At 65.8% G+C, this 13,702-nt stretch carries 17 protein-coding genes; 8 read left to right on the forward strand and 9 right to left on the reverse strand.

Annotation, left to right across the window (positions count from 1 at the left end; genetic code table 11):
- Positions 1-3 precede the first annotated feature (3 nt).
- From QQL87_RS07590 to QQL87_RS07600, 3 genes are all read left to right on the forward strand, one after another.
- The gene (locus QQL87_RS07590) at positions 4-402 is read left to right on the forward strand and encodes a BA14K family protein (RefSeq protein WP_284417767.1); all 399 of its coding nucleotides are present in this window, start codon (positions 4-6) and stop codon (positions 400-402) included.
- Between the two features lie 24 nt (positions 403-426).
- Entirely contained in the window at positions 427-1,095 is a 669-nt protein-coding gene (locus tag QQL87_RS07595) for a PRC-barrel domain-containing protein (RefSeq protein ID WP_284417768.1), read from the forward strand.
- A gap of 103 nt (positions 1,096-1,198) precedes the next feature.
- Positions 1,199-1,651: an SPW repeat domain-containing protein gene (locus QQL87_RS07600; RefSeq protein WP_284417769.1), complete on the forward strand. Its 453-nt coding sequence runs from the start codon at positions 1,199-1,201 to the stop codon at positions 1,649-1,651.
- A gap of 47 nt (positions 1,652-1,698) precedes the next feature.
- Here the strand turns inward: QQL87_RS07600 and QQL87_RS07605 are convergent, their stop codons facing one another.
- From QQL87_RS07605 to QQL87_RS07635, 7 genes are all read right to left on the reverse strand, one after another.
- Positions 1,699-3,915 carry an alpha,alpha-trehalose-phosphate synthase (UDP-forming) gene (locus tag QQL87_RS07605; protein WP_284417770.1) on the reverse strand — a complete coding sequence of 739 codons (2,217 nt, stop codon included), beginning with the start codon at positions 3,913-3,915 and terminating at the stop codon, positions 1,699-1,701.
- 67 nt (positions 3,916-3,982) lie between these two features.
- Complete coding sequence (locus tag QQL87_RS07610) at positions 3,983-4,273, reverse strand: DUF5985 family protein (RefSeq protein ID WP_284417771.1); 291 nt, start codon at positions 4,271-4,273, stop codon at positions 3,983-3,985.
- Positions 4,274-4,531, reverse strand: a complete 258-nt coding sequence (locus QQL87_RS07615; protein ID WP_284417772.1) for a DUF5985 family protein — start codon at positions 4,529-4,531, stop codon at positions 4,274-4,276.
- A 1-nt stretch (position 4,532) separates the two neighbouring features.
- Positions 4,533-4,907 (reverse strand): hypothetical protein, encoded by a 375-nt coding sequence (locus tag QQL87_RS07620; protein WP_284417773.1) that lies wholly within the window; start codon positions 4,905-4,907, stop codon positions 4,533-4,535.
- Between the two features lie 354 nt (positions 4,908-5,261).
- Positions 5,262-5,618: a hypothetical protein gene (locus QQL87_RS07625; RefSeq protein WP_284417775.1), complete on the reverse strand. Its 357-nt coding sequence runs from the start codon at positions 5,616-5,618 to the stop codon at positions 5,262-5,264.
- Between the two features lie 188 nt (positions 5,619-5,806).
- A complete protein-coding gene (locus QQL87_RS07630; RefSeq protein ID WP_284417777.1) occupies positions 5,807-6,133 on the reverse strand; it encodes a hypothetical protein in 327 nt (108 codons plus the stop codon).
- Between the two features lie 288 nt (positions 6,134-6,421).
- Positions 6,422-6,838, reverse strand: coding sequence for a GFA family protein (locus tag QQL87_RS07635; protein ID WP_284417778.1), 417 nt, complete (start codon positions 6,836-6,838; stop codon positions 6,422-6,424).
- Positions 6,839-6,950: 112 nt separating this feature from the next.
- Between QQL87_RS07635 and QQL87_RS07640 the strand changes: the two genes are divergently transcribed.
- Positions 6,951-7,565, forward strand: a complete 615-nt coding sequence (locus QQL87_RS07640) for a TetR/AcrR family transcriptional regulator (RefSeq protein WP_284417779.1) — start codon at positions 6,951-6,953, stop codon at positions 7,563-7,565.
- 98 nt (positions 7,566-7,663) lie between these two features.
- Here the strand turns inward: QQL87_RS07640 and QQL87_RS07645 are convergent, their stop codons facing one another.
- Complete coding sequence (locus tag QQL87_RS07645) at positions 7,664-8,542, reverse strand: LysR family transcriptional regulator (RefSeq protein ID WP_502871141.1); 879 nt, start codon at positions 8,540-8,542, stop codon at positions 7,664-7,666.
- Positions 8,543-8,738: 196 nt separating this feature from the next.
- Between QQL87_RS07645 and QQL87_RS07650 the strand changes: the two genes are divergently transcribed.
- The 3 genes from QQL87_RS07650 to QQL87_RS07660 all read left to right on the forward strand — a co-directional run bounded on the left by QQL87_RS07650 (position 8,739) and on the right by QQL87_RS07660 (position 10,915).
- Entirely contained in the window at positions 8,739-9,359 is a 621-nt protein-coding gene (locus tag QQL87_RS07650; protein WP_284417781.1) for a glutathione S-transferase family protein, read from the forward strand.
- 117 nt (positions 9,360-9,476) lie between these two features.
- Positions 9,477-10,151 carry a peroxiredoxin-like family protein gene (locus QQL87_RS07655; protein ID WP_284417782.1) on the forward strand — a complete coding sequence of 225 codons (675 nt, stop codon included), beginning with the start codon at positions 9,477-9,479 and terminating at the stop codon, positions 10,149-10,151.
- A 47-nt stretch (positions 10,152-10,198) separates the two neighbouring features.
- Entirely contained in the window at positions 10,199-10,915 is a 717-nt protein-coding gene (locus QQL87_RS07660) for an SDR family oxidoreductase (RefSeq protein ID WP_284417783.1), read from the forward strand.
- 42 nt (positions 10,916-10,957) lie between these two features.
- Here QQL87_RS07660 and QQL87_RS07665 read toward each other — a convergent pair whose 3' ends face one another.
- Complete coding sequence (locus QQL87_RS07665) at positions 10,958-12,979, reverse strand: adenylate/guanylate cyclase domain-containing protein (RefSeq protein WP_284417883.1); 2,022 nt, start codon at positions 12,977-12,979, stop codon at positions 10,958-10,960.
- A gap of 391 nt (positions 12,980-13,370) precedes the next feature.
- On the opposite strand from QQL87_RS07665, the gene QQL87_RS07670 reads away from it, so the two are divergent.
- Positions 13,371-13,676 (forward strand): BufA1 family periplasmic bufferin-type metallophore, encoded by a 306-nt coding sequence (locus tag QQL87_RS07670; protein ID WP_284417784.1) that lies wholly within the window; start codon positions 13,371-13,373, stop codon positions 13,674-13,676.
- The last annotated feature ends 26 nt before the right edge of the window (positions 13,677-13,702 follow it).

Consider the following 13,702-nt stretch of genomic DNA (forward strand, 5'->3'; position numbering starts at 1 on the left):
TACATGCGGACCAGAAATGCAGTGCCAACTGCAGCCGTTGCACTCGTCGCGATCCTATCCAGCGCCGATATGGCGTCCGCCGCGACCGTCATCTCCCCAAAGACACCGATCTCTTCGGGAAGCGTCGTCAATGGGTCCAACGTGATCGAAGCGCGCTGGCGCGGCGGTGGCTGGCGCCATGGGCATCGGGGATACGGCGGGCACCATCGCTATGGACGCGGTTACGGCTGGGGTCCGGCGATCGGCGGTCTCGCAGCAGGTGCGGTGATCGGCGGAGCAATCGCCAACAGTCGCGCTCAAGCGGCCGAGACGAACGCTTATTGCTCACAGCGGTTCAAATCCTACGACCCGAGCTCTGGCACCTATCTCGGCTATGACGGGCAACGCCACCCCTGCCCATGAGTAGCGGCCAGATCGTGAGGACGAGTGATCCCTCATGGCACCATCCAAGGCTCCGAACAAATGCACTCACTTACAAGGATCGATAGTATGCGAAACATAACGGCAGCGCTGGCGCTGACAGCCCTGGCATCCACGGCGGCGTTCGGTGAGTCTGCATCGCAGACGACGGCGGCAAATCAGAATAGCCGCCAGGACATCGTCGCTGGCCTCCAGCAGTCCGGCTTCACGAATGTGAAGGTGATCTCCGCCCCGACCGTCATCCAGGCGAAGGACCGGTCGGGCAATCCGATAATGGTCTTCGTGGGAGCGAATGCGATGGACGAACCCGCGACGGTCGGGGCGAGCAATGGCGCATCGGCTGCCGCCGCCTCGGATGCAGCGCCCGGCGGCGCCTTCACGTCAGTTCCGGCGAAAGATGGACTTGGATCGCGGGTGATCGGCCTCGACGTCTTCAACATGGCCAAGCAGAACATCGGCACCATCAAGGACATCGCGTTCAACGAGAACGGTGTCGACGGTTACATTCTGTCGGTCGGCGGCTTTCTCGGCATCGGCGATCAGTATGTGGCCGTTCGTCCGTCGGCGATCAAGATCAAGTATGATCAGAACGACAGGCGCTGGCATGCCTCGATGGACACGACGGCAGAGCAGCTGAAGGCTGCCCCGTCGTTCAAGTACCCGAGCAACATGTAAGCGATAGTGATCCGGAGCGGCGCGAGCGCTGCTCCGGATTCGCTGCAGCCCCTGGCCGATCTGGGTGCTGGATCGACGAAACAACGACCTGGAGGGAAGCTCAATGACGGTCGAAAGCAACGCATGGCGCTCCCGGACGGCGCGCGTTCATGCACCAGTTCAGAGCCGTTTCGGAACGATCTCGGTCAGGAGAACTGCGAGGGCAGCTTCCGTCAACGGCGCATGGTGCGACGTTGCGACCTTGTTTGTCGGGATCTTCCTGTTCTCTTCGCCCTGGGTCCTTGGCTTCGGCGGTCCTGTCACAAATACTTCAACTCAGACGGCCGGCGTGCTGGGGGCTGTCATCGGTGTCACGAGTGTGGCGGCCTTGACGGCGTTCGAAGCGTGGGAGGAATACATTCTCGTCCTGGCGTCGATGGCGGCCATCCTGTCGCCGGCCTTCATCGAACTGCCTGGATCGGCGGCCGTCACGGTGGCGCTGAGCGGCGTCGCAACACTGGCCCTGGCGACGTGGCGACTTTGGCTGCTGCGTCAGACGGCACCGGCCTTGCGCTGAGCGCGGCATCGCCTCCAGAGCTCGCCGAATTGCCGGATGAGATCAATCTAGGCCGACCGTCGCTCCGGCTCGGCCGAGCCGATGCGCTGGCGCTGCCGGATATGCGATGCGTCGAGCAGCATCTGCGCCGCCCACCGATACACGTTTCGTTCCCGGATCAGCTCTCGCATCAGCCGCATGCGGTTGCGCTGTTCGGACGGGGACATCTGCATCGCATGCTGCAAGGCGTCCGCCATGCCGTGCGTATCGTAGGGATTGACGAGCAGGGCCTCGGACAATTCGCGTGAGGCGCCTGCGAAGGTCGACAGGATCAGCACGCCCTGTTCGTCGTCGCGCGCGGCGACGAATTCCTTTGCGACCAGATTCATGCCGTCATGCAGGCTCGACACGACGCAGATGTCGGCGGCCCTGAACAGCTCGAACACCTCATCGGGTTCGTGGTGACGGATGACCAGCCGAATGGGCTCGAAATGCCCCGTCCCATGCTTGGCGTTGATCCAGCCGACCAGCGTCTCGGCTTTTTCCTGCAAGGCGCTATAGGCGCCGAGCTTGCTCCGGGTCGGGGCCGCGGCCTGGATGAAGACGAAGCGGCCGCTCCACTCGGGGTGGCGGGTCAGCAGGTCGTCCACGGCCTTGAGCCGGTCGAGAATGCCTTTGGTATAGTCGAAACGCTCGATCCCGACCGCGATCCGCACGTCCGGCGACAGGCCGAAGCGCCGTTGCACGGAGGCCCGGCAGGATGCCACTGGAGCCTGGTTTGCCAAGGCGGCCGGCGGCCATTCGATCGAGATCGGATAAGGCCTCACCAGCACCTCGTGGCCGCGATAGGTCACGGACATGTGCTCCCTGTCGACGCGGCTTTCCATGAACCGGTCGGCTGCCTCGAGGAAGTTGTTGCAGTGAAGCTGGGTATGAAAGCCGAGAATGGTGCTGCCCAGCAGGCCCTCGATGATGGCGTTACGCCACGGGCAGATGCTGAAGGTCTCGGCGTTCGGCCAGGGAATGTGCCAGAACGTGATGATCGTGGCTTTCGGCAGCCGGTCACGGATCAGGCGCGGCAATAGCGCGAAATGATAGTCCTGCACCAGCACGATCGGATCGTCGCGCGTGGCCTCCTGCACGACGGTCTCGGCGAAACGCTCGTTGACCCTGCAATATTGCAGCCAGTCGGCTTCCCGGAAGGTGGGGCGAACGAAGGCGATGTGGCAGAGCGGCCATAGGCCCTCATTGGCGAGACCGTAGTAGTAACCCGTCTGTTCCTCCTCGGTCAGCCAGACCCGGCGCAACGTATAGGCCGGATCGGCCGGAGGAACTTGCAGGCGATCGTGCCGGTCGACCGTGTCGCGGTCGGCAGAGCCCGAACCATGGGCGATCCAGACGCCGCCGCACGCCCGCATCACGGGTTCGAGCGCGGCGACCAGTCCGCTTGCAGGGTTCTGCAGCACGGTGCCGTCGTCTGAGCGGTTGTGGATGTAGGGCTCCCGGTTCGAGACGACGATCACTTGCGAATCCGGCAGTCGCTCGTCGAGCAGGCGGTGCAGCGTCTTGGGCGACCAGTCGACATTGATGTCGCTGCCGAAGCGGCGCTCGGCGCGCAGCTCCGTCAAGGTGGCGTGCACTGCGCGGCCGATGGGAGAGCCGCTGAACGGCGTCGATGGCTCGCCGGCGACGGACGGGCCTTGCAGAATGTTTCGAATGGAGCGCGCCCAGGAACGGGTCAGGGCGGATATGACGGCGAAAGCGAAGAGGCCGAGCCCTGCCGCGATCCCGCCGAGGGCCAGGGCGGCATAGACGCGCGCCTCGGCCGCGCGTTCGTCGACATAGGCGAGATCGTGGATGACCAGGAGGTCTCCGGCGGCCTGCGGAGCGTTGACCGGGAAGATGCCGACATTGATGCGGCGGCCGGAGCTGCTGGTGTCAAAGGTCCGGCGCTTGTCACGGTCGACGACCTGACAGGTGATGCCCCGCGGAAAATCCTTGGTCGCATAGCGCAGCTCGCCGCCGGGCGTGCAGAAGCCGAGGGCAAGGATGCGTTCGTCCTCGGTGATGCGCTCGAACAGCGCGCCGATATCGGCCTGTTGAGGCGAGGCCGCTGCCGCCACGATCCGATCCCTGACGGATCGAAACACCAGCCGCGAGCGCAGATCGACGTCCTGCCGCGACCAGCTTTCGATCAGGACAGAGGCGAGAATGACGAGGCCGGCCACGACGATCGCGACGGCAACGGCCGTCAGCGCGAGATATTTCGCTGCCGGGCGGCGCATGAGCTGACCTGCAGACCGGATCATTCGTCCGGCCGGAAGCATGGAGCGGCGGGATATGGGACGTCTCCTAATCTGGGTCGCTTGAGCCGTGCGCCTTGCGGCCCGCGTTCTTCTGAACGATTGCCGTCAGAATGAGGCCGAAGGTGACCAGCCGAGGGACGTAGTACATCGGCTCGGTCGTGTCGGACACGGCGACGGCTGCGAGAACAAACCGCGAGCCGGCGTCGACCGCAAAGGCGGCCGAGAACAGCAGGAAGAAGCGGTCGCCGGTTCTCCTCCAGAACTTGAGGAAGAACAGAGCGACGACGAGAGAGCAGGCGGCGACGCTGCCGCCGAGCACCGGACCGAGATGTGCCATCTACTCCGATTCCCAGACGAGGCCATAGATCAGGACCAGCATGGCGCCCAGCGCGATTGCGTTGCGGACGGGTGACAGATCCGCTGCGGGCAGGATGATCTTGTCGATCCACAACGCGATGTTGTTCAGCGTCAGCCCGAGAAAGGACACCGCGCTCCAGAGCAGAAGGCGCGACTTGAAGCGGACGTAGGCGCGGGCGAGCAGGCCCGTGCACAAGGCGCTCGTCAGCGCGCAGAGCGTGTAGATGACGCCAGCCATGCTAGCGGTCCTTGCGCCACTTGAAGGCATCCGAGAAGGCGTTGATGCTTCGAAGCTTGCCATGAATGAGGTTCGTGATCGGGATGAGCTGATGCCGGTACGCCTCGGCAAACTCCGCCACGAGGGTGGCGCGCTCGGGCGACGACTGGAACTGATAGAGGCCGTCGCTCTCATGAAGAAAGCCATCGCGATGAAGTTCGGTCAGGGGGATGGCGATTTCTCGTTCGGTGGCATAGAGACGCTTGGCCATGTCGGCGGCAGCCCAGCGTTCCTGCGGATGAGCATGAAGAAACAACAAGGCTTCCATCTGGGCGACAGTGTGAATGTGCTTCAGGATGAAATCCTGAATGGTCCTGGCCAGGGGCTGTATGGGCATGAAGCGTCGAGATCTCGGTGGCCCGCAGATTGGTGCAAGATCGACAGCGGATCAAGAACTCTCACAGACGCTTGAGTCGGCAGTTTGGTTTCGCAGCCATGTTCCCGCCATGCCGCACACACGCGCGTGAAAGTTGGTACGCGCGCGTACCAACTGCGGAGCCGCTGCGGACGTCTGCTGCGAAGGCACCTGATGCGAGGCGCCGAGTCGCATGGCGGTAGGCCACCGGTCCTTCGCGAATCGGCGGTCGGTCCGGCAGCGCACCTCTTGCTGGATGCGCTGCCGGGACGATGAGATCTGGTGGCGAGGGTCGCAGCGATCAGCGAGCAACGCCGCTCGTATCGACCGCGTCGCCTACCAGCGATGGTGCGCGCGAATGATGCCGTGGTGGTGACGCCGCCATGGCCGCGGCTGCCAGCCATAGCTGTTTCGCCAATGCGGCCGGACCGTGTAGCCCCAGGGAGCGGCGCCGTAGCCGTAGGCGGTGTAGAAGCGAGGGCCGCCGCCCCATCCATATCCGCCCCAGTAAGGTCGGTAGGCGTAGCGGGGGTAGTAGGCCGGCCCGTACGAGTAGCCGTAGCCATAATAAGTCGGATACGGCTCGTAGTAATAGGGAGCGGCAAAGGCGGAGCCGATGAGCGCGCCGGCGAGAAGACCGGCGCCGATCCCCCAGCCGCCACGCCAACGGACTTCCGTCACGTCGCTTCGCATGCTGGAAGCTCGTTCGAGCGGTTTGGCAGCTGCCGAAAGCGACGTCAGCGGGGCCGCAGTGGCGCTGGTGACCTGCGTGATTGCCAACAAGCCGGAGAAGGATAGTGCCAAGCCAACACTGCGCATCTGTTGCTACTGTCTTCATCTTCCGTACGGATCGATACCCTCTCCAACGCAGCTCGCCGGCCTCAATGCTCCTGTTGCGTGCGATGACGTTGGCGGTGGAGAGGCTCATGCTCTGTGAACGACGGATCATCGCCCTGACGGCGAGGCTGGCGCGGCACCGGACCGGATCTCGACGGACCAACTGGTTGCTGCGCGCGAACGTCGTCCGAGCGTGAAAGAAAACGATCCATCTCCTCAGCTGTTGCGCCCGCGGACGCTTTCTTCAGCAGGTCGCGGCGTGCGGTCCCGGCCGGCAATTCCTTCGCTGCGGCATGGGCCTGCGCCGCGAATTCCAGCAGCCGCTCCCGAAGCGATGAGGTCGGGGAGGTGCGCTTGCGTCTTCTGCTCATCGAGGAACTCCGTCGAGCCTGCCGACGATCGACGTGCCGAATGGGCGGATCGTTGGCTTCCACCGCCCTTCAACAATTCAGCACGGATGTCGACGCAAAGGCGCGACGGTTCTTGGTACGCGTCCGTACGGGCACATCGGCCGGATTGAGGCCGGCCAATCGTCGGCAGGGGAAGTCTACCTCAGCGCACCATCGTCGCGATCACGCCGGGGTCGAAGCCTGGAGCCGTGTCGCATCGGGCCGGACGGAGCAGACGCTCCGCCGGCAACACTGCCGCGAGACGATGCCTCACATCCCAGGCGGCATCTTGTCGTACGTGGGGAGCGCGCCGGACGGGGCGTCCCAGCTCGGCGCTCGCGTGGTCCAGACATGCATCTGTGGCTTGAACACCTCGAGGTCGTCCAGGCTCGATGCGCGCAGGAACAGCATGCCGGGCAGAGCGGGGTTCGTCGAGAACACCGGGGCGCCGCATTCCGGGCAGAACGCCCGCGTGACGGGATTGCCGCTGGCAGACGGCCTGACATAGGCCTTCGTCGTCCCGGTCATGCTGACATGATCCGCCGGGACCGCCAGGTGTGACGAATGCCCCGTGCCGCTGCTGCGGCGGCAGTCTTCGCAATGGCAGTGGCCGGCCATCATCGGCTCGGCGGTGCAGGTGTAGCGGACGCGGCCGCAGAGGCAGCCGCCGGAAAATGTCGTCGCCAAGGTCTGGTCTCCCGTTCGCGCTTTGTCGATGGACGCCCACAGATGCTCTCCGGCAGAATATGTTCAAGAACATATTCTGCCGGCTGCTACCGTTGTGACGGGAGACGTCACCTTGCCCTATCGACCGGAACACAAGGCCGAAACGCGCGCGCGCATCGTCGAAAACGCGCGCCTGCTGTTCAACCGGCACGGCTACGACAAGGTGACTATCGACATGGTGATGGAGGCGGCGTCGCTGACGCGTGGCGGCTTCTACAGCCATTTCCGCAACAAGCAGGAGCTGTTCGCCGCAGCCGTCTCCAGTTTCCTGATGGGGCGGGGCGCGCGTTGGCGCGCCGAGGCTGGGGTCGATCCGATCGACCCTGGTCTGGAGGATGCAGCGAGTATGCTCCGAAGCTATTTGTCGCCGGCGCATCTCGGCGAGCTCGAAGGCCAATGCCCGATGATCGCGCTGCCGTCGGACATCGCGAGGGCAGAGCCGCAAGTTCAGACGGCGTACCAGGAGCTGCTGAAGGCGATGATAGGGCTGTATGAAAGATCCATCCCCGAGCCGCGCGATGACCGCCGCACCACTGCACTGGCATTGGCGGCGCTCAGCGTGGGCGGCATGGTGCTCGCCCGGACGATCCCCGACGCGGTGCTCGCCGCCGAGGTTCGTGAGGCGGCGTTCGAAAAGGCTCTGGCCATGCTGTCGCCCGCCTCCGATGGAAGCCAACGCATCCGATGAGTTTGACGACCATTGGCTCACGGCCGCTTCCATGATCGACGGCGCGAGAGCAAACAGCCAAGTCGTCCGGGAGCGAGGCTCGCGTCTCAGGGAGAGCTTTACGCAGCGCCGGGAGCGCCTTCGGCCAACGCGGCTTCGACGAAACGTGCGAATTCGCGCGCCTTGGCGCTCGCGAGGCGGCCTGCCGGGAACACCGCCCAGAGATCGAGCGGCGGCAGGCTCCAATCATTCAACACGCGGCGCACGGCGCCGCTGGCGAGCTCCGGGCTGAACATCCAGTCCGATGCGATGGTCAGGCCCATGTCCGCGAGCACCGCAGCCCGCAGCCCCTCTGCTGCGCTCACCTTGATGCGCCCATGCACCGGAACCGACACCTCGGCGCCGTCGCGCGTGAACGACCAGACGTTCGGAAGCTGACTGTAGATCACCGCCTCATGCTCCGCGAGATCGGCGGGACTCCGCGGCTCGCCCGCGCGCGCGAGATAGAAGGGGGTGGCCAGGACCGAGCGTCGGCCGGTCGCAAGCTTGCGGGCGACTGCGGACGAGTCGGCCAGCGCGCCCATGCGCAGCGAGACGTCGATGCCTTCGGCCACGAGGTCGATCACCCGGTCGTCGAGGATCACGTCGATGTCGAGCTCGGGATGCCGGTCGAGAAAGCGCGGCAGCAGCGGCACGATGTGCAAGCGCGCGAAGGTCGTTGCAGCGGAGACGCGCAGGCAGCCCGAGAGTCCGGCGCCCGCTCCACGCGCCGTGAGCTCGGCCTCATCGGCCTCTTGGATCGCGGCCTTGGCCCGCTCGTAGAAGCGCTGCCCGGCCTCGGTCGGCGTCAGTCCGTGCGTCGAACGGATCAGCAGGCTGACCTGAAGCCTGTCCTCGAGCTGTGCGATGGTCTTCGACACGGCGGGCTGGCCGACATGGAGGTGCCGCGCCGCGGCCGAGAAGGAGCCCGTTTCCACGACCCGCACGAATGTCGCCATCGCCTGATATCGGTCCAACGTCATTCCTCCCTGGAATGAGCGTTATCGCTCATGGCCCGCTGCCCTGTCGAGCGGTCAAGGCGCATCAATCCGCTGTGCTGACTGATCAATCCGATCACCGGTAGCCGCTGCAGGCGCACATCGGGCTGGTGTCACGGTCCTGCCCAGGCGGCTGCATTCCAGGAGAGGACGGCTCATGCTCGACGTCTATGCTTTTGCCACGCCCAACAGCGTCAAGGTGCCGGTCGCGCTGGAGGAGCTCGGGCTCGACTATGCGCTGCACGGCGTGAACGTCCGCAAGGGCGAGCAGAAGGCGCCCGATTTTCTCGCGCTCAACCCGAACGCCAAGGTGCCGGTGCTGGTCGATGGCGATCTGGTGCTGACCGAGTCTGCCGCCATCCTGGTCTACCTCGCCGAGAAGACCGGACGCCTGTTGCCGGGCTCGGGCGAGGGCAGGGCGCGCGTGTTCGAGCAGCTCTTTTTCCACGCCTCAGGCTTAAGTCCCGCGTTCGGCCAGTCCGGCTTCTTCCGGCGCTTCGCGGCCGAGCCGCAGCCGATCGCGATCGAGCGCTTCTCGAGCGAGGCCAGCCGCACGGTCTCGATCCTCGATGGCGTCCTCGCCCGGCACCGCTTCGTCGCCGGAGAGGCGCTGACGATTGCCGACATTGCCCATTTCGGCTGGCTGTGGCGGCGCGAATTTGCCGGTGTCAGTCTCGAGGACACGCCCAACGTCCGGCGCTGGTACGCCGATATCGAAGGCCGGCCGGCCGTTCAGCGGGCCATTGCGCGCGTCAGCGCGCTCGTTCCTGCCGCCTGAGCGATGGCGCTCGCCGGGCTATTCCCGCGTGGAATGAACGATAGTCGCACGGCGCCGCTGCTGCCCCGTTCTTCAAACCCTCACCCTTCCGCCAGTTGAACCTCAGGAGAAACATCCATGACCCTTCAGTCCAGGCTCGATGCCTTCAAGGCCGATTTCGAAGCAGGCAAGCCGCCCTACAATGTGCCGCCGTCCGTGATCGAGACGATGCACCGCGCCACCGCGGAGCTGATCGCCAGCGGCGCCGCGGCGCGCGCGCTGAAGGCGGGCGATACGGCGCCCGCCTTCACGCTCAACGATCCCGAGGGCCAGCCGGTGTCCTCGGCGGATCTGCTCGCCAAAGGACCGCTGGTGGTGAGCTTCTATCGCGGCGTCTGGTGCCCCTATTGCAACATGGAGCTGCAGGCGCTGCAGGCGGCTCTGCCCGCGTTCGAAGAACTCGGCGCCAGCCTCGTTGCGATCTCGCCACAGACGGCGGCCAACAGCCGCAAATCGGTGCGCCAGAACGAACTGCGTTTCCCGATCCTGTCTGACGTCCGCAATGATGTCGCCGCCGCCTTCGGCCTGCGCTTCGCGTTGCCAGACTATCTCGTCGATCTCTACAAGAGCCTGAAGAACGACCTGCCGGCGTTCAACGGCGATCCGGGCTGGACGCTGCCGATGCCCGCCCGCTACATCATCGGGCAGAACGGCAGGATCCTCTATGCAGAGGTGAATCCGGACTACACCCGCCGGCCAGAGCCCGAGGACATGCTGCCGGCACTCCGCCGCGCGTCTGCCGTCGCCGTCTAGCCGAACCCGCACGTCTCCCGATCGACAATGGTTCTCGCGAGGTCCTCATGACGCGTACTTTCCTCATCACCGGCGCGAGCAAGGGCATCGGCCGGGCGCTCGCCGATCGTCTGACGCAGGACGGGCACGAGGTCGTCGGCCTCGCGCGCAGCGCGGCAGCGGACTTCCCCGGCACGCTCGTCTCGGCCGACCTCGCGGATGCCCGCGCGACCGGCGAGGTGCTTCGCGAACTCGTTGTCCGTTTCCGCGTCGACGGCGTGGTGAACAATGTCGGCCTGGTCCGCCCCCAGCGGCTCGGCGCGGTCGAGCTGTCCGCGCTCGACGAGGTGATGCGGGTCAATCTGCATCCGGCGCTGCAGGCCGTGCAGGCCGTGCTTCCAGGCATGATGGAGCGAGGCTGGGGACGCATCGTCAACATCTCCAGCCTGACGGTGCTCGGTTCGATCGAGCGCACCGCCTATGCTGCGGCCAAGGCAGCGCTGGTCAGCTTCAGCCGCAGCTGGGCGCTCGAGCTTGCAACCACCGGCATCACCGTCAACGCGGTCTCGCCGGGACCGACCGAGACCGAACTGTTCCGCGCCAACAATCCGCCCGGCAGCGATGGCGAGCGTCGTTACCTCGCGGGTGTCCCGATGAAACGGTTCGGCCGGCCGGAGGAGGTCGCCGCCGCCATCGCCTTCCTGTTGTCGGAGGGGGCTGCCTTCATCACCGGCCAGACCCTCCACGTCGACGGCGGCGCCTCGATCGGCAAGGCGGCGTTCTAGAGCTTGTCTAGCTCTGCGAGCCAAGATCGATTCGAGCCGGCGTCACTTCTCGGTCAAGGCCGCGACGGGCTGCCACGCGGTGTCGTCGGCATCGGCGAGCATGCGCCTGCTGCGCTCCAGCATCACGGTCGCGGGGCCGTCGTGGGGACGGTCCATCAGCACCTGCGCAAATCCGGCCGCGGCGCCGGCGAAGTCGCGAACGCGATAGCGCGCCAGAGCGCGCTCATAGGTGATGATCCAGTTCGGACGCTGGCCGGCCGGTGCATCTGCCGCGGGCGCGACCAGCTCATAAGCCGCCAATCCCTGCTCGCGGCCGTAGACGCCGATGCGGTCGACCTCGCGGACGATGATCGATCGGCCGACGCTGTTCGCGGTGGCCTCTCCCATCAGCGCCGTCGTGCCGTAGGCCTTGTTGGCGCCTTCCAGCCGGCTGGCGACATTCACGGCGTCGCCGATCACGGTGTAGTTCAGCCGCAGCTCGGAGCCGATATTGCCGACCAGCATGCGGCCGGTGTTGATGCCGATCCGGATCCGCAACTGCTGTCCGAGATCGTCGACGAGACCGGCCTCGGCGATGGCACGCTGGCAGGCGAGCGCCGCGAGACAGCATCGCAGGGCGTGATCGGACTGCGGCTGTGGCGCGCCCCAGAAGGCCATCACGGCGTCGCCGATGAACTTGTCGATCGTGCCGCCATGCGCGACGACGACTTCGGAGACCAGGTCGAGATAGCGCGACAGCAGCCCGACGATGCCGTCGCCCATGCGCTCCGACATTCCGGTGAATCCGGCGATGTCGATGAACATCACGGTGAGCTCCTGCAGCGTTCCGCCGGGCTTCGCCTCGACGCCCTGCCGCAGCAGTCCGCGCACCAGATCGGTCGGGATGAACTTGCGGAACGCCGAGAGGCCCGACGCCATTTCGGCGATGGCGCCCGACAGGCTGCCGATCTCGCGCAGCCGCGACGGATGGCGGCGCACCGCTTCGAGCGCGAACGCCTCGACGTGGCGCAATTCGCCGACGACGCGCGCGAGCGGGACGGCGATCATGGAGCGCACCAGGATCGCCGAGGCGATGGCCGCGAGCGCGGCGCCCGCCACCAGCATGAGGATCAGCCGGTGCAGGGTGGCCTGGACGGGTCCGAGAAACTCGGCTTCCGGAAGCACCGTCACCAGCCGCCAGCCCGGGAACGGCAGCGGCGTCACCGTGGTCTCATAGGCCTCGGCCGCATCGACGAGACGGCTGCGCCAGGCCTCGTCCATCTTCTGCGCGATGGCCATGCCAACCGCCTGACGCGCCAGAGGCAGCAGCGCCGGCTGCTCAGCCTGCGCGGGGTTGATCTCGTCAGCCTTCGCGTCGGGCGACGCCACCAGCGCACCGCTGCCGTCGAAGATGAAGGCGGCCCCGGTGCGGCCGACCTCCAGCTGAGAAAGGAAGCGCGACAGCCGCGTATACTCGATGATGATCGCCAGCACGCCCTGCCGTTCCTGGTACACGTCGATCGGCCCGGCGAACGCGATCGCCGCACGCTCGCCGGTCGGATGCTCCGTGATCTTGAACCAGGCCGGACCGTCGGCCGCGATCGCGGCCTTGAACCAGGCCTGGTCCGTGACGCGGAAATCGGTTGGCACGAATCGTCGGCTGGAGAATTCGATGTCGCCGGGGACGACGTCGTATTCGTCGATGCGGCGCTCGCCCGCATGATCGGTCAGCGAGATTTCCATCATCTCCAGCCGGCGATCCCCGAGCTTGTGAGCCGCGAAGAACGCGCCATCGGGCCAGCCGAACGCTGCCCAGGAAATGGTCGGATGCGACTGCAGCTGGGACAGAAAGACGAACTCGCGCTTGTCGGCCTCGCGGGTCTCGAGCACGTTCTGCAGAAACAGGGTGCGGATCGCGGTGTGCGCCGCGTGCGCTTGGTCGACGATCGATGCGACCTCCTTGCGGACGGCGGCGACGATCTGGTCGTTGATGGTCGACGCCAGCTGGCGGCTGGTCGCGTCGGCCGTCCGCCACCACACCAGGCTGCAGGCGACCGCGGTGAGCAGGATGGCGGCCAGCACCATCGCCGAGACCACCACGCGAATGCTGACGGTAACTCCGTAGGCGGTGGACCGAGCTTTCCGATGCGACGTGTGCGGAGCCATCGTCCATCCTCCATGCCCGGCCGACATGCCTTGATCGCCTTACGTCTCGACGGCTTCGCTCGTTACGTCAGGTCTTTGCACGCCATGCGCCGAGCGGGCCAATGCGCATTCGCTCACGTCGCCATAGACACAAGGCATTGGCGCGCGGCCATCGGCTCCGGACTAATTCATCCCGGCGCAGCACGACGCGGGCGCATGTCGAATGTCTCACGGATCTGTGATCGGGCCGTTGCTAACGACGGTCCCGATCGCTCCGAAGGAGACAGTGCAATTCGCCGGTCCGGGCGAAGCAAACCGAGAGGAGACTTGAATGTCCACCAAGACCACCATCACCTCGCTCGCGCTGGCGGGCGCCGTCTCGACCGCACTCGCCTCGCTCGCCGCCGCCGGGCCGCTGACGAAGGCCGAGGTCGATGCCGCCGTCGCCGCGAAAAAGGAGAAATGTTTCGGCGTCGCCTTGAAGGGCCAGAACGACTGTGCCGCGGGCCCGGGCACGACCTGCCAGGGCACGTCCACGACCGACTACCAGGGCAACGCCTGGAAGTTCGTCGCCGGCGGCACCTGCGCCAATATCGAGCTGCCCAACGGCAAGCGCGGATCGCTGAAGCCGATCTGAGCTGGCGACGAACAGGGGCAGGGAAG

Origin of the sequence: Bradyrhizobium sp. SSBR45G (genome assembly GCF_030159255.1) — a bacterium.
Taxonomy (GTDB): Bacteria; Pseudomonadota; Alphaproteobacteria; order Rhizobiales; family Xanthobacteraceae; genus Bradyrhizobium.